This window comes from Inquilinus sp. NPDC058860, from assembly GCF_042743185.1.
GTDB lineage: Bacteria > Pseudomonadota > Alphaproteobacteria > DSM-16000 > Inquilinaceae > Inquilinus.
The window spans coordinates 123,461-149,219 of the sequence record NZ_JBHYMS010000011.1 but is presented as its reverse complement, the minus strand read 5'-3'; the positions used below and the strand labels follow the sequence as shown (position 1 = coordinate 149,219).

The following is a 25,759-nucleotide window of genomic DNA, read 5'->3' as shown; positions in this document are numbered from 1 at the left end:
CGCCACACGATACGACCGACGCGCCGCTCACTACATGGCCTTCATCCATCTCGCCGCCGTCATCCTCTGGCTGCGCTGAATGTCGATTCGTCCTAATCCGGGCTCGCTCCGGCAAACCCGGCATCGAGGGTGGATCTCGAACGAAGCGCTGGATTCGCAACGGCGACTCCAGCGCTTTCTCATGCGTTCTTCACCTGCCCGGTAGATTTCGCGAGAATTGTCATTTGTATGACATGGAGATGGACTAGTGAATCCCTTCGAAAGGAGGGCGATGCAATGAGATCCATCCGGAATATCGAGGTGATTGGAGCAATTCTTAGGATTTGGAAGGGATATTTCGGAACCGGAGGCTTTTTCCGCAAAGACTGGATTTATTTTGGACTTGAGTTTCTTGGCGGTGACGAGGGACAGACGGCCCGATCGACTTCGACGCCGGATCCGATCAAGAACAACGTCGTTCCTTTCCGTGATCGTCCAACGGCGCCGCCAGCGGACGAAGCGCCGGTGAGCGCTCTTGCGGCCCGCCGGAGGGCCCGCTAGCCTCCGTCCCGCGTGCAAGACGCATCCGGTCCGCGGGAAGGGCAGCGCCCACTTGCCGAAGAGCTGCGCTTCCAGCGTCGATCCTTCTTTCTGCCCGATGATGCGGATGCCGGGCCTGTGAAAGGAGGAGCGTCATGCCCCATCCCTATGCCCGGGACCTGCCCGCATCGCCCGATCCGGAGCAGCAGAAGAAGCGCGCCAAGGACCTGCTGAAGGCGCTGCGCGCCGGCGAGGCCGAGGCGATCGCCCGGTTCCGCTACAGCCATCCCCGACTGGCCCACCACCCCGATTCCGAGCTCGCCGCCGCGGCGAAGCTGAGCGACGCGCAATGGGTGGTCGCCCGCGAATACGGCTTCGCCAGCTGGCCGAGGCTGCAGGCCCATCTGGCCGGGGAGCCGCCGGAGATCGCCCGGCCCTTCGAGATCGAGCTGCAATACTACCGCGACCGCGCCGCCGGCATCCGAAGCAATCACCGCACCGGCGAGGCCGGGTCGCTGCGCCTGGTGCAGCGCGTCCATCCGCGATTCGCCGCGGCGTCGGAGGCCGAGATCCGCGCCGCCGAACTGAGCCAGGCCGACGCCGAGCTGATCGTGGCCCGCAGCCACGGCTTCGACGACTGGGACGGCTTCGCCGAAAGGATCGCGGCGATGCGGGCCGGCCGGGTCGAGGAGCCGTTCCGGACCGCCTTCGAGGCGATCCGCGGCGACGACCGCGCCGCCCTGGCCGAGGTGCTGTCGTCGCATCCCGGCCTGGTCAACGCCCGCGGCACCAACGGCAACCGCCTGCTGATGCTGGCGATCTCGATGAACCGGCTGGTGCTGGCCGGCGACCTGCTGGACGCGGGCGCCGACCCGTCGCTCACCAACGACAAGGGCTGGGGCCCGCTGCACGACGTCGCCTATGGCGGCGGCCGCGGCGACCGCGAGGCGCGCCTGGCCCTGCTCGACCGGCTGATCGCGGCCGGCGGCCCGGTCGAGGCCGAGGCCTATGGCGATGGCGGCACGCCGCTGGCGGTCGCCCTGTTCTGGGGGCACGGCACGGTGGCCGAAAGGCTGGCGGCGGAGGTGGTGGCGCCGCTCAACCTGCGCATCGCCGCCGGCCTCGGCCGCATGGATCTGGTCGCGCTGTTCTTCGGCGCCGACGGCAGGTTGCGGCCGGAGGCGGGGCATCACCGCGGCTTCTACCGCCCGCACAGCGGCTTCCCGGAATGGCGCATGACCGGAGAGCCTCAGGAGATCCTGGACGAGGCGCTGACCTGGGCCGCGCGCAGCGGCCGGATCGAGGCGATGTCGGCACTGCTGGCCCGCGGCGCCGACATCGACGGCGCCCCGCACAACGGCGCCGCGCTGCACTGGGCCCTGCTGAGCCATCGGGCGGAGGCGGTGGAGTGGCTGATCGGGCAGGGCGCGGACGTCGACCGCCGCGTCGTCTGGGGCGATACGGCCGACGTCACCCCGCTGCACATGGCGGCCGGCTGGGCCGACGACCCGCGAGGCGCCCGCCTGCTGCTGCGGCACGGGGCGGACCCTGCCCTCCGCGACCGGACCTACCAGAGCACGCCGCTCGGCTGGGCCGAGCATTTCGGCCATCCCGAGGTCGCCGCGGTGCTGAAGGGCGAATCGGAGGGCGACGCCGGCGCATGAGCGGCAGGCCGGTCCGGGGGCAGGGCGCCCGGACCGGCGGCCGTCATGCCGGGCGTGACCCGAGCCGGCGCAGCAGCGACAGGGTGTAGAGGAAGACGAACATGTAGATGAACAGCTCCTGCTGCTCGGCGGCCCGGTAGGGCTTGGGGCCCTGGCCGAAGCCGAACAGGTGCAGCCATTCCGGCAGGATCGTCACCAGCACCAGCAGGGCCGCGGTGAAGCCGGCGAAGGTCGGCATCAGCCACCACGGCCGGGCGACGCGCAGCCGGCCGGTCGTCGCCGTCACCAGCGGGTAGAGCAGGCCGCCGGCATAGATCGCGGCCTCCAGCAGTGCGCGCGGCTTCTGGTCGAACCAGGCGGAGGTGTTGTGCAGGTTGGTCTCCTGCTGGTCGTTGACCCGGGCGAACCAGCCTTCGGCCGCCCAGCCGACATAGTGCTGGCCCCAGCTGATCTCCTCGCCGAGCATGTAGAGCGATCCCAGCGCCAGCAGGATGGCCCAGACCGTGAGGCCGCGATCCCCTGCGGCACGCGCGCGGGCGACCAGGACCAGGGCGGCGATCAGGGCGACCAGCAGGACGGCCGCCTGGGCATTCTCCAGCACGCCGAGCTCGCCTTCCAGCACGGTCAGGCGGAGATCGGGACGGAGATAGAGGGCGAGGCTGAAGGCGAGGAACAGGACGAGCGGCAGGACGACGGTGACGCCGAAAGGCAAGTCATCGGCCGCCCGCAAACGGGACGGGCTGAACGCAACCAATGAATCGGAACTCCAAGAACCGATGCCCCTCGCCGTTTTGTTACGAAATCGTGACGGCCGTGTCGATCCGCAATTTCCGGCTGTGGCGCGGCGGATCATGGAGGGAAGGCCGAAACGCAAAAGCCCCGCCGAAGCGGGGCCTGAGAACGGCTGATGCCAGAAGTTTGGCTGGGGGACTAGGATTCGAACCTAGGCTGGCGGAGTCAGAGTCCGCTGTCCTACCACTAGACGATCCCCCAGCGGCTGGCGGGAGGGTGTCTACCCCACCGATCCGCCCGTGTAAAGGCCTGCGTTGCGGAACGACGGCCATGCCGGGAGCGGATGCGACCCCGCGGCCATTTCCACTTTGGCCGTGGCTGCGCTACAGTTCGATGAAGGGACGGAGGCGCCGTTCGAAACGGGACGGACGGCCATGGAAGGAATATCAGTGGTGGAGTCGATCGCGATCGCCGAGGCCACCGCGGCCGGCGATCGACGTCGGTCGGCGGGGCCCGAGCCTCTCTATGCCGCGGTGGATCTCGGCACCAACAACTGCCGGCTGCTGATCGCACGCGCCGCGACCGGCGGCTTCCAGGTGGTCGACGCCTTCAGCCGCATCGTCCGGCTGGGCGAAGGCGTCGGCGCAACCGGGCGGCTGCAGCCCGAGGCGATCCAGCGCACCCTGTCGGCGCTGCGCATCTGCGCCGCCAAGATCCGGCGTCAGAACGTGATCCTGTCGCGCGCCGTGGCGACCGAGGCCTGCCGCCAAGCCGGCAACTTCCCGGCCTTTCGCGACCGGGTGCGGCGCGAGACCGGCCTGCAGCTGGAGATGATCCCGGCGGGGGAGGAGGCGCGCCTGGCCGCGGCCGGCTGCGCCCCGCTGCTCGACCCCGCGATTCCGCACGCGATCATCTTCGACATCGGCGGCGGGTCGACCGAGCTGACCTGGTTGGAGATCGATTCCGACGGCCAAGCGGTCACGCTCGACGCGCTCAGCATCCCGCTCGGCGTCGTCTCCCTGGCCGAGCAGCATGGCGGCCGCGAAGTCTCGGCCGAGACCTATGCGGCGATGACCGCCGCGACCGCCGCCGCCCTGGCCGAATTCGAGGCGCGCAACGACCTGCGCGGGCTGATCGCCCAAGGCCGGGTGCAGATGATCGGCTCCTCCGGCACCGTCACGACGCTGGCCGGGGTGCATCTCGGCCTGCCGCGCTACATCCGCTCCGAGGTCGACGGCTGCACCCTGACCTTCGAGGAGGCGCGGCGCGCCAGCCGCATGCTGCTCGGCCTCGACTACTCGGCGCGGTCGTCCTATCCCTGCATCGGGCGCGACCGGGCCGACCTGGTGCTGGCCGGCTGCGCCATCCTCGAGGCGATCTGCGACACCTGGCCGGTCGGCAGGCTGCGGGTCGGCGACCGCGGCGTGCGCGAGGGTATCCTGTTCGACCTTCTGGCCGAGGCGCAGTCGCGCCGCGCCTGACACCATCCGAGTGAGATGAAGACACCGAAGAAGCCGGGCGCCGCGAGGGCGGGGGGGCCGAGCGGCCGCGGCAGCCGCGGCCTGACCGTGCGCGTGAAGACCGCCAAGCAGCGGACCGCATCCTCGACCCGCTGGCTCGAACGCCAGCTCAACGATCCCTACGTGGCCGAGGCCAAGCGGCTGGGCTACCGCTCGCGCGCCGCGTTCAAGCTGGTGCAGCTCGACGACAAGCTTGCCCTGCTTCGCCGCGGCATGCGCGTGGTCGATCTCGGCTGCGCCCCCGGCGGCTGGGTCCAGGTGGCGCTGGAGCGGGTCGGGCCGGGCGGCAAGGTGGTCGGCATCGACTATCTCGGCATGGACCCGGTGCCGGGCGCGACCATCCTGGAGATGGATTTCCTCGACCCCGCGGCGCCGGCCCGGCTGAAGGAGGCGCTGGCCGGCCCGGCCGACATCGTGCTCAGCGACATGGCGGCCCCGACCGTCGGCCATCCGGCGACCGACCATCTGCGTATCATGGCGCTGGCCGAGACCGCCGCCGATTTCGCCCTCGACGTGCTGGTGCCGGGCGGTGCTTTCGTCACCAAGCTGTTCCAGGGCGGAGCGGACAAGGACCTGCTCGACATCCTGAAGCGCAACTTCGCCAAGGTCCGCCACGTCAAGCCGGCGGCCAGTCGCCAGGACAGTTCGGAAGTGTACGTGGTCGCCACCGACTTCAAAGGGCGGGACCCGCTCCGAGATCCACGGGACGCAACGCTGGCCCCCTAGATCTGCGCTTCACAACGGCCCGAGGGGGGTTATATTGCGGCGCTTCCAAGCTCTGGGAGCCCCGACATGTCCTCCTTCCGCGATGCTCTGACCTTCGATGACGTCCTGCTGGTGCCGCAGGCCTCGTCGATCCTGCCCGGCGAAGCGGACACGCGGACCCGCCTGACCAAGCGCATCGAGCTCGGCATCCCGCTGCTCTCCGCCGCCATGGACACCGTGACCGAGGCGCCGCTGGCGATCGCCATGGCCCAGGCCGGCGGCATCGGCGTGATCCACCGCAACCTCGACATCGAGCGCCAGGCCGAGGAAGTGCGCAAGGTGAAGCGCTTCGAGAGCGGCATGGTGGTGAACCCGATCACCATCGGCCCGAACGCCAGCATGGCCGAGGCGCTGGCGCTGATGGACCGGCACGGCATCTCCGGCTTCCCGGTGGTCGAGGACAACGGCAAGCTGGTCGGCATCCTGACCAACCGCGACGTCCGCTTCGCCACCAACCCGACCCAGCCGGTGCGCGAGCTGATGACCAAGGACAGGCTGGTCACGGTGCGCGAGGGCGTCGGCAAGGACGAGGCCAAGCGCCTCTTGCACCAGAACCGGATCGAGAAGCTGCTGGTGGTCGACCAGGACTACCGCTGCATCGGGCTGGTCACGGTCAAGGACATCGTCAAGGCCCAGCTGCATCCGAACGCCTGCAAGGACGAGCAGGGGCGGCTGCGGGTCGCCGCCGCCACCGGCACCGGCGACAAGGGCATCTCCCGCGCCGAGGCGCTGTTCGACGCCGGGGTCGACGTGCTGGTGCTGGACACCGCGCACGGCCATTCCGAAGGCGTGCTGAAGAGCGTCGAGCGGGCGCGCCGCCTGACCAATTCGACCCAGCTGGTGGCCGGAAACGTCGCCACCGCCGACGCCGCCAAGGCGCTGATCGATGCCGGGGCGGACGCGGTCAAGGTCGGCATCGGCCCGGGCTCGATCTGCACCACCCGCATGGTCGCGGGCGTTGGCGTGCCGCAGCTGACCGCGGTCATGGATGTCGTCGAGGTCTGCCGCAAGGCCGGAATCCCGGTGATCTCCGACGGCGGCATCAAGTATTCCGGCGATCTGGCCAAGGCGATCGCCGCCGGCGCCGACGTGGTGATGCTCGGCTCGCTGTTCGCCGGCACCGACGAGGCGCCGGGCGAGGTGATCCTGTACCAGGGCCGCTCCTACAAGAGCTATCGCGGCATGGGCTCGCTCGGCGCCATGGCGCGCGGCTCGGCCGACCGCTACTTCCAGCAGGAGGTGTCGGACACGCTGAAGCTGGTGCCGGAGGGCGTCGAGGGCCGGGTGCCGTACAAGGGGCCGATCGCCAACGTCGTCCACCAGCTGGTGGGCGGGCTGAAGGCGGCGATGGGCTACACCGGCAGCCGCACCATCGCCGACCTGCACCAGCGGGCGGAGTTCGTGCGGATCACCAATGCCGGGCTGCGCGAGAGCCATGTGCACGACATCACCGTGACCCACGAGGCCCCGAACTACCGTCCGGGGCTGTAAGGGGCGTTTGACGTTCCTCTCCCCTTCCTGTCATCGCCGGGCTTGACCCGGCGATCCAGGGGCCACCCAGAGCGGCATCGACATTTCTGGATGCCCGGGTCAAGCCCGGGCATGACAGTTTGGGGAGGCCGTCTCTCTGTCGCAGCCGGTCCCAGCCTCTGGTGCCATCCGGCACGTCCCCCTATCCTGCCCGACCCACGGATTCAACCGGCACGGGCGATATGGACAGCCAGGCTTCCGACGATCCCTTCCTGTGGCTCGAGGACATCGACGGGACCCGCGCCCTCGACTGGGTCCGGGCGCGCAATGCCGAGAGCACCGGCCGCTTCGCCGAGACGGCGGAGTTCGAGCGGATGCGCCGGCAGATGCTGGAGATCCTCGATTCCGAGGCCAAGCTGCCCCACGTCGTCCGGCGCGGCGACCGCTATTACAATTTCTGGCGCGACGCGGCCCATCCGCGCGGCCTGTGGCGGCGCACCACGCTGGCCTCGTTCCGCGCGGCCGAGCCGGTGTGGGAGGTGCTGCTGGACCTCGACGCGCTGGCCGAGGCCGAGGGCGAGAACTGGGTCTGGCACGGCGCCGACGTGCTGGAGCCGGACTTCAGGCGCTGCCTGATCGCCCTGTCGCGCGGCGGCGCCGACGCCCATGTCGTCCGCGAATTCGACCTGGAGAGCCGCGGCTTCATCCCCGACGGCTTCCATCTGCCCGAGGCGAAGAGCCGCTTCGGCTGGAAGGATGCCGATTCGATCTATGTCGGCACCGATTTCGGCCCGGGGTCGCTGACCCGCTCCGGCTATCCGCGGATCTCCAAGCTGTGGCGGCGCGGCCAGCCGCTGGAGGCTGCGACGACGGTCTATGAGGGGCAGGAGGACGATCTCGCGGTCGACGCCTTCCACGACCGCTTTCCCGGCTTCGAGCGCGATCTCGTCGCCCGGCGCATCGACTTCTACACCAGCGAGCTGTTCCTGCTGGGCGACGACGGGTCCCTGACCCTGGTCGACGTGCCGCGCGACGCCGAGGCCGGCACGCATGGCCCCTGGCTGCTGGTGTCGCCGCGGACGGACTGGACCGTCGGCGGCCGCACCCATCCCGGCGGCGCGCTGCTGGCCGCCCGCTTCGACGACTGGATCGCGGGCAAGCGCGATCTCGCGGTGCTGTTCGAGCCGAGCGAGACCACGGCGCTGTCGAGCTATTCGGGCACCCGCAACCATCTGGTCCTGCAGATCCTCGACGATGTGAAGAGCCGGGTCGAGGTGCTGACGCCCGGCGAGGGCGGCTGGCAGCGCCGCAACCTGGAGGGCCTGCCGGAGGCCGCGACCATCGCCTATGTCAGCACCGCTCCGCACCAGGACGACGAGATCCTGGTCCTGGCCTCGGGCTTCCTCGAGCCGGACACGCTGTTTCGCGGCACCGCCGGCGAGACCGGTTTCGAAGCGCTGAAGCAGGCGCCTTCCTTCTTCGATGCCTCGCCCTATGCGGTGGAGCAGCATTTCGTCGCCTCGGCCGACGGCACGCGGGTGCCCTATTTCGTGGTGGCGCGGAAGGACCTGCCGCGCGACGGCAGCGCTCCGACCCTGCTGACCGGCTATGGCGGCTTCGAGGTGCCGCTGCTGCCGCACTACATCCCGGGCGAGGGGCGGCTGTGGCTCGACCGCGGCGGCGTCTACGCCGTGGCCAACATCCGTGGCGGCGGCGAATACGGCCCGCGCTGGCACCAGGCGGCTTTGCGCGAGAACCGGCCGCGCGCCTATGAGGATTTCGCCGCGGTGGCGCGCGACCTCGTCGCCCGCGGCATCACCTCGGTCCCGCGTCTCGGCATCGAGGGCGGCAGCAATGGCGGCCTCCTGGTCGGCAACATGCTGACGACGTATCCGGAGCTGTTCGGGGCCATCGTCTGCGCCGTGCCGCTCTTGGACATGAAGCGCTATACCAAGCTGCTGGCCGGCGCCTCCTGGGCCGCGGAATACGGCGACCCCGACAAACCGGAGGACTGGGAATTCCTCCGCATCTTCTCGCCCTACCAGAACCTGCGGCTGGACGCGGCGTACCCGCCGGTGCTGTTCCTGACCTCGACCCGCGACGACCGGGTCCATCCCGGCCACGCCCGCAAGATGGCGGCGAAGATGATCGGGATGGACCGGGACGTCCTCTACTACGAGAACATCGAGGGCGGCCACGGCGCCGCCGCCAACAACGCCCAGACCGCCTTCAACCAGGCGCTGATCCACGCCTTCCTGTGGGAGAGACTGCGGTAGAGCGGGTGCCAGCCCTCCAATATTGAACAGCCGCCGTTCAGGGCTGTGGTGCTCCCAAACCTTTGAGCGGCCGTCAGGATGCCTCCCTCATCGACGAGAGATTGATGGAGGCATCTTGGCGTCTCTTCCTTCCGACATTCAGGACCGGATCCGGATCCGATCGGTCGAGACACTGTCCGACGACTGGTATGTGCTGAAGAAGACCACCTTCGAGTACCGGCGCCGGGACGGCAGCTGGCAGACCCTGAACCGCGAGACCTATGACCGCGGCAACGGCGCGGCGATCCTGCTCTACGACCCGGCGCGCGGCCGGGTGCTTCTGACCCGGCAGTTCCGCTTCCCGGCCTATGTCAACGGCCACCCGGAGCCGCTGATCGAGGCCTGCGCCGGCCTGCTCGACGACCGCGACCCGGAGACTGCGATCCGCCAGGAGGCGGAGGAGGAGACCGGCTATCGGGTGGCGGCTCCACGCCGGGTGTTCGAGGCCTTCATGAGCCCGGGTTCGGTGACCGAGCGGCTGGTCTTCTTCGTCGCGGAATACACCCCGGCGGACCGGGCTGCCGACGGCGGCGGGGTGGCGGCCGACGGCGAGGATATCGAGATCCTGGAACCCACCCTGGCCGAGGCGCTGGCCATGGTCGGACGCGGCGAGATCATGGACGGCAAGACCATTCTCCTGCTGCAATACGCCCAGCTTCACCGACTCTTGAGCTGAGCGTGACCACGGGCGAGCCGAACTGGGACGACATCCGCATCTTCCTCGCCGTCGCCCGGGCCGGCAGCCTGACCGAGGCCGGGCGGCGCCTGGGGCTGAGCCAGCCCACCATCGGCCGGCACCTGCGGTCGCTGGAGGATCTCGCCGGCGCCCGGCTGTTCGACCGGCTGCCGAACCGGCTGGAGCTGACTGCGCGCGGCCGGGCACTGCTGCAGGCCGCCGGCGGCATGGAGGAGGGGGCGGGCGCCCTGCTGCGGGAGCTGCATCAGGCCGCCACGGCCGGGACCGAGCCGGTGCGGGTGTCCGCCACCAGCTCGGTCTCGCTGTTCCTGACCGCCCATCTGCAGGAGCTGCTGGCCGACAGCGGCCAGGCGATCGCCATCGGCAGTTCGCGCGCCCGGGCCAATCTCGCCCGGCGCGAGGCCGACATCGCGCTGCGCATGCGCCGGGTGCCGGAGGAGGGCGACCTTGCGGCCCGCCGGGTCGGCCGCATCGGCTTCGCCCTCTACGCCGCGCATGCCTATCTGGAACCGCGCGGCCTGACGGGCGGCTCCGGCCTCGCCGACCTGGACTTCATCGGCCTGCCGGAGACGGAGCGGAGGCCGTCGCAATCCGCTTGGTTCGACGGCGTCGCCGCCCGGGGCACGCTGCGCTGCCGGCTGGGCGAGGTCTATCTGCGCCACCGGGCGGCGGCCGACGGGCTCGGCGTGGCGCTGCTGCCCTGCTTCCTGGGCGATGCCGACGACCGGCTGCTGCGCCTCGGCGACCCGGTGCCGGAGCTGGCGGAAGACGTCTATCTGATGCTGCACGGCGAGCTGCGCCGCGACGCCGCCATCCGCGCCGTGGCCGAGGCTCTCGCCGCGCTGTTCCGCCGCCGGCGCCGCGCGCTGGAAGGCACGCGGCGCGGCTGATCCGGACTGCTACTCTGCCGCCTGACGCTCCTGCCGGCTGTGAATGATCTGCCACAGCTTCTGCGGCGTCGCCGGCATGTCGACATGCTCGACCCCGAGCGGCGACAGCGCGTCGACGATGGCGTTGATGATCGCCGGCGGCGCGCCGATCGCCCCGGCCTCTCCGGCGCCCTTGATGCCCAGCGGGTTCGTGGTGCAGGGGATCTCGTTGTACTTGAAGGTGACATAGGGCAGGTCGACCGCCCGCGGCATGGCGTAGTCCATGAAGGAGCCGGACAGCAGCTGGCCGCTCTCCGGATCGAACACGGCGTGCTCCAGCAGCGCTTGGCCCAGCCCTTGGGCGATGCCGCCATGCACCTGGCCGGCCACCATCAGCGGGTTCATCACCCGGCCGAAATCGTCGACCACGGTGTAGCGCAGGATCTCGAGCTCGCCGGTGTCGCCGTCGATCTCCAGCTCGACGACATGGGCGCCGTTCGGGAAGGTCGCCGAGGGCGGGGTGAAGCTGCCGCGCTCCTCGAACACGATCTCGCCGGCCGACTCGGTCTGGGCCGCGATCTCGGCCAGGGTCAGCGCCCGGTCGGTGCCGACCACGGTGAAGCGGCCGTCGGCGAAGGCGATGTCGACCGCCGCCGTCTCCAGCAGGTCGGCGGCCCGCAGCTTGGCCTTGTCCTGGACCTTCAGCGATCCGTCCTGGATCGCGGAGCCGCCGACCGGCACCGAGCGCGAGCCGCCGGTGCCGTTGCCGGTGCGCACCAGGTCGGTGTCGCCCTGGACGATGGTGACCTGGTCGGGCTCGACGCCGAGATGCTCGGCGATGATCTGCTTGTAGGCGGTCTCGTGGCCCTGGCCGTTGGTCTGGGTGCCGACATAGACCGTGACCTTGCCGTCGCGCGCGACCCGGACGTCGGCGGCCTCGTCCTCGCCGCCGGCGCAGGCCTCGACATAGGTGGCGATGCCGAGCCCGCGATACTTGCCCTTCGACGCCGAGTCGCGCCGCCGCGCCTCGAAGCCGGCGACATCGGCGATCTGCGCCGCCTCTTCGAGGTTGCGGGTGAACTCGCCGCTGTCATAGGTCACGCCGGTGACGGTGGCATAGGGCATCGCCGAGGGCGGGATGAAGTTGCGCCGCCGCAGCTCGACCGGGTCGATGCCGAGCACGCGGGAGGCGTGGTCGACGATGCGCTCGACGTTGAAGGCCGCCTCCGGCCGCCCGGCGCCGCGATAGGCGTCGACCGGCTGGGTGTTGGTGAACACGCCGCGCACCCGCTCGTACACGCCCTGCAGCGTGTACAGGCCGTTCAGCATCTGGGCGCCGCCGGCCATGGTCGGGATGAAGGGCGCGAAGTTCGACAGGTACGCGCCCATGTTGGCGATCAGGTCGACGCGCAGCGCCAGGAAGCGGGCGTCCTTGTCGACCGCCAGCTCCACCGTGGTGACGTTGTCGCGGCCGTGATCGTCGCTGATGAAGGCCTCGGTCCGCTCCGACGTCCATTTCACCGGCCGGCCGAACTTGCGCGCGGCGTACAGCGTCGCCGGATATTCCGGATACATGAACAGCTTCATGCCGAAGCCGCCGCCGACATCGGTGCTGCGGACCAGGAACTTCTCCGGCGGCAGCTTGAAGATGTCGTTCGCCAGCATGTCGCGCAGCATGTGCACGCCCTGGCAGGAGACGTAGAGCACGAAGCGCCCGTCAGTGGCGTCCCAGTCGGCGTTGCAGCAGCGCGGCTCCATCGGCGAGGCGACGACCCGGTTGTTGACCAGGTCGACTTTCACCACCCGGTCGGCCTGGGCGAACAGCGCCTCGACCTTGTCCTTCTCGCCGAACTCCCAGTCGAAGCACAGGTTGGTGGGGGCGGCGTCCCAGATCGCCGGGCCTTCGAGCGTGCCGACGGGGTCGGTCGCCGACGGCAGCGAATCGTAGTCGACCTCGATCGCCTCGGCGGCATCCTTGGCCTGCTCGATGGTCTCGGCCACCACCAGCGCCACCGCCTCGCCGACATGGCGGACCCGGCCGCGCGCCAGGATCGGCCGCGGCGGCAGCACCTGGTCGGAGCCGTCGCTGTTCTTCACCGGGGCGTAGCATTTCAGGTCGGCGATCCCGTCGGCGTCGAGATCGGCGATGGTGACGATGCCGATCACGCCCGGCATCGCCGCGGCGGCCGTGGTGTCGATGCCGCGGATCTCGGCATGGGCGAAGGGCGACCGCAGGAACCAGGCCTGCGCCTGACCCGGGGCCGAGACATCGTCGGTGTAGCGGCCGCCGCCCTTCAGCAGGCGGGGGTCTTCGCTGCGGCGCATGGGCTGGCCGATGCCGAACTTCGTCGCCACGATGTGCTCCTCCCGGGATCTGAATCGGTTTAGGATCGGCCGTGGGGCCGCGGGCGTCAATGCCATGTCGGACAATAGCAGCGCCGAAAGCAGGGCAGGATCGTGCACGGGCGCAGCGAGGGGCTGGTATTGGGGGCTGGTCTTCGCTACATAAGCGCCATCGTCGGCTGCCTGGCGCAGCCGGCCGTTTTCGTTTGTCGACAGGTGTCCAGTGCAGCAGGTCTTGCTCGTCATCCACGTCCTGATCGCCGTCTCCCTGATCGGGGTGATCCTGATCCAGCGCAGCGAGGGCGGCGGCCTGGGCATCGGCGGCGGGGGCGGCGGCGGGCTGGTCTCGATCCGCGGCCAGGCCAACCTGCTGACCCGGGTCACCGCCGGCCTGGCGGGCGCCTTCATGGTGACGAGCATCGTCCTGGCGATCATGGCCGGCGCCCACCGCGCTGGCTCCGCCATCGTCAACGAGGTGCCGGCGGCGCCGGCGCAGACCGCACCGGCCAACACCGCGCCGGCGGGGCCGAGTGTTCCCACGACGGAATAACCGGTCGGCATGACTGTCATGTCGGGGCGGCCCCGGTTTGGGGCCGCCCCGCTGTTTTTGGCTGGACGAATCTGGGGTAGGGTAGAATTCCATGACGCGGTACATCTTCATTACCGGCGGCGTGGTCTCCTCGCTTGGCAAGGGACTGGGCGCAGCAGCACTCGGGGCACTTCTTCAGGCGCGGGGCTTCAAGGTCCGGCTCCGGAAGCTGGACCCCTATCTCAACGTCGACCCGGGCACGATGAGCCCGACCCAGCACGGCGAGGTCTTCGTCACCGATGACGGGGCCGAGACCGACCTGGACCTCGGCCATTACGAGCGCTTCACCGGAGTGTCGGCCCGCAAGAGCGACAACGTCACCACCGGGCGGATCTATTCCAACGTGATCGCGCGCGAGCGCCGCGGCGACTATCTCGGCGCCACGGTGCAGGTGATTCCGCACATCACCGACGCGATCAAGGAGTTCATCCGGTCCGACGTCACCGACGAGGATTTCATCGTCTGCGAGGTCGGCGGCACGGTCGGCGACATCGAGAGCCTGCCGTTCCTCGAGGCGATCCGCCAGTTCGGCAACGAGGTCGGGATCGAGAACGCGCTGTTCCTGCACGTCACGCTCTTGCCCTACATCCCGGCCGCGGGCGAGCTGAAGACCAAGCCGACCCAGCATTCGGTGAAGGAGCTGCTGTCGGTCGGGATCCAGCCGGCGATGCTGCTGTGCCGTGCCGACCGGCCGATCCCCGACAATGAACGGCGCAAGATCGCGCTGTTCTGCAACATCCGGCCGGAGCGGGTGATCGCCGCCCTCGACGTCGACACGATCTATAACGTGCCGATTTCCTATCACGAGGAAGGCTTCGACGATCAGGTCCTGGCTTATTTCGGCATCGGGCAGGACAAGGCGCCGGACCTGTCGCGCTGGACCGGCATCGTCCAGCGCGTGCGCCAGCCAGAAGGCGAGGTCACGATCGGCGTGGTCGGCAAATACACCTCGCTGATCGACAGCTACAAGAGCCTGGCCGAGGCGCTGACCCATGGCGGCATCGCCAACAACATCAAGGTCAAGCTCGACTGGATGGATTCGCAGATCTTCGAATCGGAAGACGCTGTGTCCCATCTCGAGCACGTCCACGGCATCCTGGTGCCCGGCGGATTCGGCGAGCGCGGGGCCGAGGGCAAGATCCGCGCCGCCCAGTTCGCGCGCGAACGCAAGGTGCCGTATTTCGGCATCTGCTTCGGCATGCAGATGGCGGTGATCGAGGCGGCGCGCCACATGGCCGGGCTGCCGGCGGCGAACTCGACCGAGTTCGGCCCGACCAACGAGCCGGTGGTCGGCCTGATGACCGAGTGGATCCGCGGCAACGAGCTGGAGGTCCGCCGCTCGGACAGCGATCTCGGCGGCACCATGCGCCTCGGCGCCTATCCGGCGGCGCTGGTGCCGGACAGCCGGGTGCAGGGGATCTACGGCGCGACCGAGATCAGCGAGCGTCACCGCCACCGCTATGAGGTCAACATCAACTACCGCGAGCGGCTGGAGCAGGCCGGGCTGTTCTTCTCCGGCCTGTCGCCCGACGGCGTGCTGCCGGAGATCGTGGAGCTGCCGGACCATCCGTGGTTCATCGGCGTGCAGTTCCATCCGGAGCTGAAGTCGAAGCCGTTCGACCCGCACCCGCTGTTCACCGACTTCATCCGCGCCGCGATCGAACAGAGCCGGCTCGTCTGAGGACCAGGATCATGACCGCTGCCCGTGCCGTCTCCGTCGGCAACCTCACCTTCGCCAACGACCGTCCGCTGACCATCATCGCCGGCCCGTGCCAGCTGGAAAGCCGCGAGCACGCGCTGGAGATGAGCCAGGCACTGGTCGAGATCACCGGCAGGCTCGGCCTCGGCCTCGTCTACAAGACCTCCTTCGACAAGGCGAACCGCACCTCCGCCTCGGCCGCCCGCGGCCTGGGGATGGAGAAGAGCCTGCCGATCATGGCCGAGATCCGGGAGACGTTCGGCTGCCCGGTGCTGACCGACATCCACGACGCGGCGCAATGCGCGCCGGTGGCGGAGGCGGTGGACATCCTGCAGATCCCGGCCTTCCTGTGCCGCCAGACCGACCTGCTGCTGGCCGCCGGCGCCACCGGCCGCGCGATCAACGTCAAGAAGGGCCAGTTCCTCGCGCCCTGGGACATGAAGAACGTCGCCGCCAAGATCGCCTCGACCGGCAACGACAAGGTGCTGCTGACCGAGCGCGGCGTCAGCTTCGGCTACAATACGCTGGTCAGCGACATGCGCTCGCTGCCGATCCTGGCGCAGACCGGCTATCCGGTGGTGTTCGACGCCACCCATTCGGTGCAGCAGCCGGGTGGGCAGGGCGCCAGCTCGGGCGGCCAGCGCGAATTCGTGCCGGTGCTGGCCCGGGCCGCGGTCTCGATCGGCGTCGCCGCCGTCTTCATCGAGACCCACCAGGACCCGGACCACGCCCCGAGCGACGGCCCCAACATGGTGCCGTTGAGCAAGCTCGAGGGACTGCTGGCCACCTTGGTCGCGCTCGACCGCATCGCCAAGGCCGACCCGGTCCGGATCTGAGGCGGGTCCATGGCGTCATCTGACCGAAAGCCTCGGCCGACCCCTGGACGACATCACCGCCGAGACGATCCGGAATACGCCGCTTTGAAGGCCTGGCAGATCGCTGATATCGAAGCTGGCTTGGTGCAGGCGGCTGCAGGCGAGTTCGCCAGCGATGCCGATGTTATACGTGTGATGGTGAAGTTCAGCCCTTCGGGCGCATGAGAGGCCGCGGGACCCGTGACGTAGGTTGGATTCGCCTGGCTCTGTGCCTCTCGGGGACGTCTGGACTCCGCTACTCATCGTAAGGATCGATCAACTGGCCGGTGGCGACGTCGCGACGCTCCTGCCGGATGACCGTCGCGCGCAACTCCCAATGCGGCATGTATCGATCGAGGCGGATTGAATCGGCCAGGGACATTCCCTTCGCGAGTTGCAGGTGGCCAAACCGATCTGATCGGGAAATGACGCCCTCGGCTGCCCGCGAAAGGTCGATCACCTCCAACTTCCAGCTGCTGTCATCACCCCACACGCATCCAGCAACGAAACCGGTGGTCAGGGACAGCCACGGGCCGAATGTCCAGTGACAGCCATATTGATCCGTCTCCTGTCCCGAACGCCCTTCTGCGTTGCTCTCGAACCACCAGTCTTCCTGTTCGCGACCCGTCGCGTCTCTGCGAATGACCTTCTTGTATCGCGGGACGTAGAACTCGACCGGGCAGAAGCCTCCTGCGGCCGGCTCCTCCCCGCCAAGATCGGTACAGTCGGGCAGCTTCATCACCCGGGTTGATGTGTAATCTCTCGAATACAGGGCATACCATTCCGACCCTAGCTCAAACGGCTCAAATGTTGTTTTGGCCCATCCTGGGTGGTTTCGCTTGTATTCACCGATCTGATCGGCCCCGTCGAAGATCATGATCGACGATGAGCCCCACAAGCCTGGTTGATGTGGTTCAATCGTCGCCTCGGCTCGAAATCGTCTGCTCTCGATGCCCGCCTTCATAACGATTGGCTCCATCGGATGATGCGGCCGGGCAGAGCCGGCGAGTAGGTTGGGTTCGCCGAGGCGAACCCAACGCCTTCTATGCTCCAGGATCAATGTTGGGTTCGCAGTCGCGAACCCAACCTACGGTCGCCGTCCTCCGTTCACTCCGCCGCCGCGGCCATCGTGGCGTAGCGGCGTTCGGTGTCGGTGATGTAGTCGCGGGTGAGGGGGGCGGCGTCGCGCTTCCGGGCCAGCTGCATCTGGAACACCATGCAGGTGCCCATCCGGAACTCGTTCTCGCAGCCCAGCAGGTAGAACTCCCACATCCGGCAGAAGCGCTCGTCATAGAGCTTGGCGATGCGCTCCCGCTGCTGCTGGAACCGCTCGTTCCAGGCCGCCAGCGTGTCGGCGTAGTGCACCCGCAGGATCTCGATGTCGGTGACCCACAAGCCCTGGCGCTCGACCGCGGCCAGCACCTCCGACAAAGCCGGCACGTAGCCGCCCGGGAAGATGTATTTGCGCAGCCAGGCGCCGGTGTTGCCCGGCGGGGTCATCCGCCCGATCGAGTGCAGCAGCATGACGCCGTCATCGGCCAGCAGGTCGCGGACCTTGCCGAAATACCCGTCGTAATAGGCGGCGCCAACATGCTCAAACATGCCGACCGAGACGATCCGGTCGAAGCGCTGGTCGAGCTGGCGGTAGTCGCGCAGCTCGAATCTCACCCGGTTGCCCAGGCCGCGCTGGCGGGCGCGCTCCTCGGCCAGCTTCTGCTGCTCGACCGACAGGGTCACGCCCGTCACCTCGACCGGCGCCAGCTCGGCCAGCGTCATCGCCATGCCGCCCCAGCCGGAGCCGATGTCGAGCACGTTCTTGGCGTCGTCGAGCAGCAGCTTGGCGGCGATGTGCCGCTTCTTGGCGATCTGGGCGTCCTCGATCGTGTCCACCCCGTCGCCGAAATAGGCGCAGGAATACTGCATGTCCTCGTCGAGGAAGAGCTCGAACAGTTCGCGCGAGAGATCGTAGTGGTGCGAGACGTGCTCCTGCGCCTTGCCGACCGGGTTGTACTGCTGCAGCCGGCGCAGCCGGCGGCCGACCGAATTCAGCAGCGCCTGCAGCGGATAGCCGTCCAGCGCCTGGAAGTTATGGCCGTAGAGCGCGAACAGGTCGCGCAGCGTCGTGCCGTCCTCGAGCGTCAGCGTGCCGTCCATATAGGCCTCGCCGACCGCCAGCGCCGGGGCGGCGAACAGCCTGCGGTGCAAGGTAGGATCATGCAGGCGGACCGAGGCGAAGGGGCCGGGCTGCGTGCCCGCGAAGTCGTGGACCACGCCGCCCGCGTCGGTCACGCGCAGGCGCCCGGCCTGCACGAAGCGCGACAGCATATGGGAGAGAAGCCGCATTTCGGTACCCTGAGTTGCGCACTTTTGTCGCGAGGCTACTCCCCAAATTGACGCAGTTTCAACATGGCGGCGCCACAATCGGCGGATGTGAGGTTTGCCCTACGCGCAGAGGCGAAAGTCCTTGCATTTTCCGGTCCGCGGCACAGTCTGGCCGCGCCGATTCCCGCCCTACCACTCCTGCGCAAGCGAGAGGCAGCCTCATGACCGCGATCGTCGACATCCATGCCCGCCAGATCCTCGACAGCCGGGGCAACCCGACCGTCGAGGTCGATGTCACCCTCGAATCCGGCGCCTTCGGCCGCGCCGCCGTGCCGTCCGGCGCCTCGACCGGAGCCCATGAGGCGGTCGAGCTGCGCGACGGCGACAAGTCGGTCTATGGCGGCAAGGGCGTGATCAAGGCGGTCGATGCCGTCAATGGCGAGCTGTTCGACGCGCTGACCGGCCTCGACGCCGAGGACCAGATCGAGCTCGACCGAACCATGATCGAGCTCGACGGCACCCCGAACAAGGGCCGGCTCGGCGCCAACGCCATCCTCGGCGTCAGCCTGGCCGTGGCCCGCGCCGCGGCCGAGGATGCCGGCCTGCCGCTGTACCGCTATGTCGGCGGCGCCTATGCCAGCACGCTGCCGGTGCCGCTGATGAACATCATCAATGGCGGCGCCCATGCCGACAACCCGATCGACATCCAGGAATTCATGATCCTGCCGGTCGGCGCGCCGACCCTGGCCGAGGCGGTGCGCACCGGGTCGGAGGTGTTCCACGCCCTGCGCAAGAAGCTGAAGGATGCCGGCCACGGCACCAATGTTGGCGACGAGGGCGGCTTCGCCCCCAATCTCGGCTCGGCCGACGAGGCGCTGAGCTTCATCGTCCAGGCGATCGAGGCGGCCGGCTACAAGCCGGGCGACGACGTGGTGCTGGGCCTCGATGCCGCCTCGACCGAGTTCTACAAGGACGGCCGCTACCACCTGGAGGGCGAGGGCAAGACCCTCGATAGCGCCGGCCTCGTCGCCTATTACGAGGCGCTGGTGAAGCGCTATCCGATCGTGTCGATCGAGGACGGCATGGCCGAGGACGACTGGGAGGGCTGGGCCGCGATCACCAGCACCCTCGGCAAGCGCATCCAGCTGGTCGGCGACGACCTGTTCGTCACCAATCCGGAGCGCCTGTCCCAGGGCATCGCCCGCGGCATCGGCAACTCGATCCTGGTCAAGGTCAACCAGATCGGCACCCTGACCGAGACGCTGCAGGCGGTGGAGATGGCGCACAAGGCCGGCTACACCGCGGTGATGTCGCACCGCTCGGGCGAGACCGAGGACGCGACCATCGCCGACCTCGCCGTCGCCACCAATTGCGGGCAGATCAAGACCGGCTCGCTCAGCCGTTCCGACCGGCTGGCCAAGTACAACCAGCTGATCCGGATCGAGGAGCAGTTGGGCCGCGCCGCCAGCTATGCCGGCCGTTCGGTGCTGCGCCAGCGCTAGTGTCGTTGATTGACGCCGACCCCGACCTATGGTGATCTGAGGCCATGAGCATGTTTCGCTATCTCCGGCGGAAACTGCGGCCCGTCATCGGGCCGGTGGTCGGCGTCTGCCTGATCGCCTATTTCACCTATCATGCGGTCCAGGGCGATCACGGCATCTTCGCCCGCGACGCGCTGCAGGGCGAGGTCGCCCAGGCCAAGTCCACGCTGGACGCGCTGACGGTGCAGCGCACGGAGATGGAGAAGCGCGCCGCGCTGATCGACCCGAAGCAGGTCGATCTCGACATGCTGGACGAGCGGGTCCGGGCGATGCTGAACGTCGCCCGCCCGGACGACGTCGTCATCTTCTATCCCAAGGCTGCGCCGGCCCAGGCCCCAGCCCAGTAGATCCCGCGCGGCAGCCTTGCGCCGGCGCGGGACATTTCATGACCTGCGCCTTGCAAATTCCGGCCGTGCGGGGTAGCACTGGGCCAGGCGAAAGTCCTATGCGCGCCTACTAATCCGATGCCATCCGTCTGAGGGAGGATCCATTGGCCGCCACGAAACGTCGTCCTGCCCAGGAGAAGACGTCGGGAGCCGTGGCTCCCGCCGCCGCCGCCGGCAAGGACGAACTGCTGCGCTATTACCGCGACATGCTGCTGATCCGCCGCTTCGAGGAGAAGGCGGGCCAGCTGTACGGCATGGGGCTGATCGGCGGCTTCTGCCACCTCTATATCGGCCAGGAGGCCGTGGTGGTCGGCATGCAGGCGGCGCAGATCCCGGCCGACGACGTGATCACCGGCTATCGCGACCACGGCCACATGCTGGCCTGCGGCATGGACCCGCGCGGCGTGATGGCGGAGCTGACCGGGCGCCGCGGCGGCTACTCCAAGGGCAAGGGCGGCTCGATGCACATGTTCAGCCGCGAGAAGAAGTTCTTCGGCGGCCACGGCATCGTCGGCGCCCAGGTCTCGCTCGGCACCGGCCTCGGCTTCGCCCATCGCTACAAGGAGGATGGCGGCGCCTCCGTCACCTATTTCGGCGACGGCGCGGCCAACCAGGGCCAGGTCTATGAGAGCTTCAACATGGCGGCTCTCTGGAAGCTGCCGGTCGTCTATGTGATCGAGAACAACAAATACGGCATGGGCACCTCGGTGCAGCGGGCCTCGGCCAATGCCGACCTGCATCTGCGCGGCCAGGCCTACGGCATTCCCGGCGTCCAGGTCGACGGCATGGACGTGCTGTCGGTCAAGGCCGCGGCCGAGGAGGCGCTGGAGCGCGCCCGTTCCGGCGGCGGCCCGACCATCCTCGAGATGATGACCTACCGCTATCGCGGCCACTCCATGTCCGATCCGGCCAAGTACCGGAGCAAGGAGGAGGTGGCGAAGATGCGCGAGACGCACGACCCGATCGATCTGGTGCGCAAGAAGATCGACGCGATCGGCGGCGTCAGCGAGGACGACTTCAAGGCGATCGACAAGGAGATCCGGGGCATCGTCAACGATGCGGCGGAATTCGCGCAGCAGAGCCCGGAGCCCGATCCGTCGGAGCTCTACACCGACGTCCTGATCGAAGCCTGAGCCATCACGACCCGGCGGGCGCCGCGACGGGCGCCGCCGGCTGCCGGAGAATTCCCCAATGCCCACCGAAATCCTGATGCCGGCGCTGTCGCCGACCATGACCGAGGGCACGCTCGCGAAGTGGCTGAAGCGCGAGGGTGACGCGGTGAAGTCGGGCGACGTGATCGCCGAGATCGAGACCGACAAGGCGACCATGGAGGTCGAGGCGGTCGACGAAGGCACCATCGGCAAGATCCTGGTGCCCGAGGGCACCGAGGCCGTGGCCGTGAACACCCCGATCGCCATCCTGCTCGGCGACGGCGAGAGCGCGGGCGACATCAGCCACGCCAATGGCAAGGCCGCGCCGGTGGCCGAGACGCCGCGCGAGGCCCCGGCCGCCGCCGAGGCGCCGAAGGCCGAGGCCAGGGCGCCCGCCGCCCCGGCCGCGCCGCCGGCGACCAAGGCGCCGCCCGCGACCGACGAGGACAAGTTCTTCGCCAAGACCAGGCGCATCACGGTGCGCGAGGCGCTGCGCGACGCCATGGCCGAGGAGATGCGGCGCGACCCGACCGTGTTCCTGATGGGCGAGGAGGTCGCCGAGTACCAGGGCGCCTACAAGGTCAGCCAGGGCCTGCTCGAGGAGTTCGGCGCCAAGCGCGTGATCGACACGCCGATCACCGAGCACGGCTTCGCCGGCCTCGGCGTCGGCGCCGCCTATGCCGGGCTGCGGCCGATCGTCGAGTTCATGACCTTCAACTTCGCCATGCAGGCGATCGACCAGATCATCAACTCGGCCTCGAAGACGCTGTACATGTCCGGCGGCCAGATGGGCAGCCCGATCGTGTTCCGCGGCCCGAACGGCGCCGCCGCCCGCGTCGGCGCCCAGCACAGCCAGGACTATGCCAGCTGGTACGCGCACTGCCCGGGCATGAAGGTGGTGTCGCCGTGGTCGGCGGCGGACGCCAAGGGCCTGCTGAAATCGGCGATCCGCGACCCGAACCCGGTGATCTTCCTGGAGAACGAGATGCTCTACGGCCAGAGCTTCGACGTGCCGGAGGACCCCGAGTTCATCGTCCCGATCGGCCGCGCCAAGATCGTGCGCCCGGGCAAGGACGTCACCATCACCGCCTATTCGATCATGGTCGGCAAGGCGCTGGAGGCGGCCGAGACGCTGGCCGCCGAGGGCATCGACGCCGAGGTGATCGACCTCCGCTCGATCCGGCCGCTGGACGTCGAGACCATCGTCGCCTCGGTCAAGAAGACCAACCGCCTGGTCTCGGCCGAGGAGAGCTGGCCTTTCGCCGGCATCGGCGCCGAGCTGTCGGCGCTGATGATGGAGCACGCCTTCGACTATCTCGACGCCCCGGTCGGGCGCGTCTGCTCGGTCGACGTGCCGCTGCCCTACGCCGCGAACCTGGAGCACCTCGCGCTGCCCCAGGCCTCGCACATCGTCGAGGCGGCGAAGGCCGCCTGCTACCGCTAGGCGCCGGACAGGGGAGGGATCGATGACGATCAACATTCTGATGCCCGCGCTGTCGCCCACGATGACCGAGGGCACGCTCGCCACCTGGCACAAGAAGGAAGGCGACAAGGTCAAATCGGGCGACGTGATCGCCGAGATCGAGACCGACAAGGCGACCATGGAGGTCGAGGCGGTCGACGAAGGCACCATCGGCAAGATCCTGGTGGCCGAGGGCACCGAGAACGTGCCGGTCAACGAGGTCATCGCCATCCTGCTGGAGGAGGGCGAGGATGCCGGCGCGCTGAAGGGTGGCGCCCCCGCCGCGAAGCCCGAGGCCAAGGCGAAGGCCCCGGCCGAGCCGAAGGCTGACGCCGCCCCGGCTCCGACGGCGCAGCCGGCCCCGGCCGCCAGGCCGGCGACCAACGGCCATGACGACAGCCGCGTCTTCGCCAGCCCGCTGGCCCGCCGCATGGCGCAGCAGGCCGGCATCGACCTGGCCGCGCTGCAGGGCAGCGGCCCGCATGGCCGCATCGTCAAGGCGGACATCGATGCGGCGGTGGCCGGCGGTGCTCCTGCCGCCAGGCCGGCCGCGGCTGCCCCGGGGGCGGAGAAGCCCGCACCCGCCGCTGCCCCGGCCGCGAAGCCGACGGCCGCCGGCCCGAACGCCAAGCAGTTGGCGGATGCCTACGGCATTCCGTACAGCGAGCAGAAGCACAGCAACATGCGCAAGACGGTGGCGCGCCGGCTCCTGGAGTCGAAGCAGACCGTCCCGCATTTCTACCTGACGGTCGACATCGAGCTAGACGCGCTGCTGAAGCTGCGCAAGGAGCTGAACGACCGCGGCGACATCAAGCTGTCGGTCAACGACCTGATCATCAAGGCGGCGGCGCTGGCGCTGCGCAAGGTGCCGGCGGCCAACGCCTCCTGGACCGACGAGGCGATGATCCAGTACGAGCGGGTCGACGTCTCGGTCGCGGTGGCGACCGAGGGGGGCCTGATCACCCCGATCATCAAGGACGCCGACCGCAAGGGCCTGGGCACGATCTCGGGCGAGATGAAGGACCTCGCCGCCCGCGCCCGCGACGGCAAGCTGAAGCCCGAGGAGTACCAGGGCGGCACCTTCTCGATCTCCAATCTCGGCATGTTCGGGGTCAAGGATTTCGCGGCGATCATCAACCCGCCGCAGTCCTGCATCCTGGCGGTCGGCGCCGGCACCCAGCGGGCGGTGGTCAAGGACGGCGCGCTCGCCATCGCCACGGTGATGAGCTGCACCCTGTCGGTCGACCACCGCGCGGTCGACGGCGCGGTCGGGGCCGAATACCTGGCCGCGTTCCGGGCACTGGTGGAAGCCCCGCTGAGCATGATGCTCTGACCTGTCGCGGGGGCCGGGCCCGATCCGGCCCCCGATCGGCGACCCGCGACAGCCTCCGCCGGGATGCGGGAGGCAGCAAGGAGACACCACAGTGGCTGATACCAGCTTCGACGTCCTGGTGATCGGCGGCGGCCCGGGCGGCTATGTCGCCGCGATCCGCGCCGCCCAGTTGGGGCTGAAGACCGCGCTGGTCGAGCGCGAGCATCTGGGCGGCATCTGCCTGAACTGGGGCTGCATCCCGACCAAGGCGCTTCTGCGTTCCTCCGAGATCTCGCATCTGCTGAAGCATCTCGACCAATATGGCTTTTCTGCCAAAGACATCAGCTTCGATCTTAAGAAAGTGGTCGAGCGGTCGCGCAAGGTCGCGTCCCAGCTGTCCGGCGGCGTCAAGCACCTGCTGAAGAAGAACAAGGTGCCGGTGTTCGACGGCACCGCCAAGCTGCTCGGCGGCGGCAAGGTCGAGGTGGCGCTGAAGGCCGGCGGCAAGGAGACGCTGGCGGCCAAGCACATCATCATCGCCACCGGCGCGCGGGCGCGGAACCTGCCGGGGCTGGAAGCCGACGGCAAGCTGATCTGGAGCTACAAGGAGGCGATGGTCCCGCCGACCATGCCGAAATCGCTGCTGGTCATCGGCTCCGGCGCCATCGGCATCGAATTCGCCAGCTTCTACCGCAACATGGGCGCCGAGGTGACCGTGGTCGAGATGCTCGACCGCGTGCTGCCGGTGGAGGACGAGGAGATCTCGGCCTTCGCCAGGAAGCAGTTCGAGAAGCAGGGCATGCGCATCCTGGTCGGCGCCAAGACCCAGAAGCTGGAGAAGGGCGCCGACAGCGTCACCGCCACCATCGAGGTCGGCGGCAAGACCGAAAAGATCACCACCGACCGGGTGATCCTGGCGATCGGCATCGACGGCAATGTCGAGAACATCGGGCTCGAGAACACCAAGGTGAAGGTCGACCGCGGCCATATCGCGGTCGGCCCGTATCTGGAGACCGACGAGCCGGGCGTCTATGCCATCGGCGACGTCGCCGGCGCGCCGTGGCTGGCGCACAAGGCCAGCCATGAGGGCGTGATCTGCGTCGAGAAGATCGCCGGCCAGCATCCGCACCCGATGGACGTGACCAACATCCCGGGCTGCACCTACTGCACGCCGCAGGTGGCGTCGGTCGGGCTGACCGAGGCCAAGGCCAAGGCGGCGGGGTACGAGGTCAAGGTCGGCCGCTTCCCTTATATCGGCAACGGCAAGGCGATCGCGCTCGGCGAGCCCGAGGGCATGGTCAAGACCGTGTTCGACGCCAAGACCGGGGAGCTGCTGGGCGCCCACATGGTCGGCGCCGAAGTCACCGAGCTGATCCAGGGCTATGTCGTCGCCAAGACGGGTGAGCTGACGGAAGCGGAGCTGATGCACACCATCTTCCCGCATCCGACGCTCAGCGAGATGATGCATGAGAGCGTCCTGGACGCCTACGGTCGCGCAATCCACTATTGATCAAAGCGAGCTTGGCTTCCGGCGGTGTTTCCCCATCTT

Annotated in this window: 20 protein-coding genes and 1 tRNA gene; 16 read left to right on the top strand and 5 right to left on the bottom strand. The window is 68.8% G+C overall.

Annotated elements, in window-relative coordinates; genetic code table 11:
- Window positions 1-674 precede the first annotated feature (674 nt).
- A complete protein-coding gene (locus tag ACFW16_RS10395; protein WP_380304503.1) occupies window positions 675-2,183 on the top strand; it encodes an ankyrin repeat domain-containing protein in 1,509 nt (502 codons plus the stop codon).
- Between the two features lie 43 nt (window positions 2,184-2,226).
- On the opposite strand, the gene ACFW16_RS10390 is transcribed toward ACFW16_RS10395, so the two are convergent.
- Window positions 2,227-2,895 (bottom strand): hypothetical protein, encoded by a 669-nt coding sequence (locus ACFW16_RS10390; protein ID WP_380304501.1) that lies wholly within the window; start codon window positions 2,893-2,895, stop codon window positions 2,227-2,229.
- A 207-nt stretch (window positions 2,896-3,102) separates the two neighbouring features.
- Window positions 3,103-3,176, bottom strand: a tRNA-Gln gene (locus ACFW16_RS10385).
- A gap of 191 nt (window positions 3,177-3,367) precedes the next feature.
- Between ACFW16_RS10385 and ACFW16_RS10380 the strand changes: the two genes are divergently transcribed.
- The 6 genes from ACFW16_RS10380 to ACFW16_RS10355 all read left to right on the top strand — a co-directional run bounded on the left by ACFW16_RS10380 (window position 3,368) and on the right by ACFW16_RS10355 (window position 10,572).
- The gene (locus ACFW16_RS10380; RefSeq protein ID WP_380304499.1) at window positions 3,368-4,396 is read left to right on the top strand and encodes a Ppx/GppA phosphatase family protein; all 1,029 of its coding nucleotides are present in this window, start codon (window positions 3,368-3,370) and stop codon (window positions 4,394-4,396) included.
- 15 nt (window positions 4,397-4,411) lie between these two features.
- Window positions 4,412-5,161, top strand: a complete 750-nt coding sequence (locus tag ACFW16_RS10375) for an RlmE family RNA methyltransferase (protein WP_380304497.1) — start codon at window positions 4,412-4,414, stop codon at window positions 5,159-5,161.
- A 66-nt stretch (window positions 5,162-5,227) separates the two neighbouring features.
- Complete coding sequence (guaB, locus tag ACFW16_RS10370; RefSeq protein ID WP_380304495.1) at window positions 5,228-6,691, top strand: IMP dehydrogenase; 1,464 nt, start codon at window positions 5,228-5,230, stop codon at window positions 6,689-6,691.
- Between the two features lie 161 nt (window positions 6,692-6,852).
- Window positions 6,853-8,946: a prolyl oligopeptidase family protein gene (locus tag ACFW16_RS10365; protein WP_380304493.1), complete on the top strand. Its 2,094-nt coding sequence runs from the start codon at window positions 6,853-6,855 to the stop codon at window positions 8,944-8,946.
- A 115-nt stretch (window positions 8,947-9,061) separates the two neighbouring features.
- Window positions 9,062-9,661, top strand: a complete 600-nt coding sequence (locus tag ACFW16_RS10360) for an NUDIX domain-containing protein (protein WP_380304491.1) — start codon at window positions 9,062-9,064, stop codon at window positions 9,659-9,661.
- A 2-nt stretch (window positions 9,662-9,663) separates the two neighbouring features.
- Window positions 9,664-10,572 (top strand): LysR family transcriptional regulator, encoded by a 909-nt coding sequence (locus ACFW16_RS10355; protein WP_380304489.1) that lies wholly within the window; start codon window positions 9,664-9,666, stop codon window positions 10,570-10,572.
- A 9-nt stretch (window positions 10,573-10,581) separates the two neighbouring features.
- Here the strand turns inward: ACFW16_RS10355 and ACFW16_RS10350 are convergent, their stop codons facing one another.
- Window positions 10,582-12,906 carry a xanthine dehydrogenase family protein molybdopterin-binding subunit gene (locus ACFW16_RS10350; RefSeq protein ID WP_380304487.1) on the bottom strand — a complete coding sequence of 775 codons (2,325 nt, stop codon included), beginning with the start codon at window positions 12,904-12,906 and terminating at the stop codon, window positions 10,582-10,584.
- 211 nt (window positions 12,907-13,117) lie between these two features.
- Between ACFW16_RS10350 and secG the strand changes: the two genes are divergently transcribed.
- The 3 genes from secG to kdsA all read left to right on the top strand — a co-directional run bounded on the left by secG (window position 13,118) and on the right by kdsA (window position 16,018).
- Window positions 13,118-13,444: a preprotein translocase subunit SecG gene (gene secG, locus ACFW16_RS10345; protein ID WP_380304485.1), complete on the top strand. Its 327-nt coding sequence runs from the start codon at window positions 13,118-13,120 to the stop codon at window positions 13,442-13,444.
- 91 nt (window positions 13,445-13,535) lie between these two features.
- Window positions 13,536-15,164 (top strand): CTP synthase, encoded by a 1,629-nt coding sequence (locus tag ACFW16_RS10340; protein WP_380304483.1) that lies wholly within the window; start codon window positions 13,536-13,538, stop codon window positions 15,162-15,164.
- Between the two features lie 11 nt (window positions 15,165-15,175).
- Window positions 15,176-16,018 carry a 3-deoxy-8-phosphooctulonate synthase gene (kdsA, locus tag ACFW16_RS10335; protein WP_380304481.1) on the top strand — a complete coding sequence of 281 codons (843 nt, stop codon included), beginning with the start codon at window positions 15,176-15,178 and terminating at the stop codon, window positions 16,016-16,018.
- 274 nt (window positions 16,019-16,292) lie between these two features.
- Here the strand turns inward: kdsA and ACFW16_RS10330 are convergent, their stop codons facing one another.
- Both ACFW16_RS10330 and ACFW16_RS10325 read right to left on the bottom strand, forming a co-directional pair.
- Window positions 16,293-17,000: a hypothetical protein gene (locus ACFW16_RS10330; RefSeq protein WP_380304479.1), complete on the bottom strand. Its 708-nt coding sequence runs from the start codon at window positions 16,998-17,000 to the stop codon at window positions 16,293-16,295.
- Window positions 17,001-17,143: 143 nt separating this feature from the next.
- On the bottom strand, window positions 17,144-18,379 hold the full coding sequence (locus tag ACFW16_RS10325; RefSeq protein ID WP_380304477.1) for a class I SAM-dependent methyltransferase: 1,236 nt from the start codon (window positions 18,377-18,379) through the stop codon (window positions 17,144-17,146).
- A gap of 200 nt (window positions 18,380-18,579) precedes the next feature.
- On the opposite strand from ACFW16_RS10325, the gene eno reads away from it, so the two are divergent.
- The 6 genes from eno to lpdA all read left to right on the top strand — a co-directional run bounded on the left by eno (window position 18,580) and on the right by lpdA (window position 25,720).
- The gene (gene eno, locus ACFW16_RS10320) at window positions 18,580-19,860 is read left to right on the top strand and encodes a phosphopyruvate hydratase (protein ID WP_380304475.1); all 1,281 of its coding nucleotides are present in this window, start codon (window positions 18,580-18,582) and stop codon (window positions 19,858-19,860) included.
- A 50-nt stretch (window positions 19,861-19,910) separates the two neighbouring features.
- Window positions 19,911-20,246, top strand: a complete 336-nt coding sequence (locus ACFW16_RS10315; RefSeq protein ID WP_380304473.1) for a septum formation initiator family protein — start codon at window positions 19,911-19,913, stop codon at window positions 20,244-20,246.
- Window positions 20,247-20,437: 191 nt separating this feature from the next.
- On the top strand, window positions 20,438-21,418 hold the full coding sequence (pdhA, locus tag ACFW16_RS10310) for a pyruvate dehydrogenase (acetyl-transferring) E1 component subunit alpha (protein WP_380304471.1): 981 nt from the start codon (window positions 20,438-20,440) through the stop codon (window positions 21,416-21,418).
- Window positions 21,419-21,476: 58 nt separating this feature from the next.
- A complete protein-coding gene (locus ACFW16_RS10305) occupies window positions 21,477-22,880 on the top strand; it encodes a pyruvate dehydrogenase complex E1 component subunit beta (RefSeq protein WP_380304469.1) in 1,404 nt (467 codons plus the stop codon).
- Window positions 22,881-22,902: 22 nt separating this feature from the next.
- On the top strand, window positions 22,903-24,231 hold the full coding sequence (locus ACFW16_RS10300) for a pyruvate dehydrogenase complex dihydrolipoamide acetyltransferase (RefSeq protein ID WP_380304467.1): 1,329 nt from the start codon (window positions 22,903-22,905) through the stop codon (window positions 24,229-24,231).
- A gap of 91 nt (window positions 24,232-24,322) precedes the next feature.
- Window positions 24,323-25,720 (top strand): dihydrolipoyl dehydrogenase, encoded by a 1,398-nt coding sequence (gene lpdA, locus ACFW16_RS10295; protein ID WP_380304465.1) that lies wholly within the window; start codon window positions 24,323-24,325, stop codon window positions 25,718-25,720.
- The last annotated feature ends 39 nt before the right edge of the window (window positions 25,721-25,759 follow it).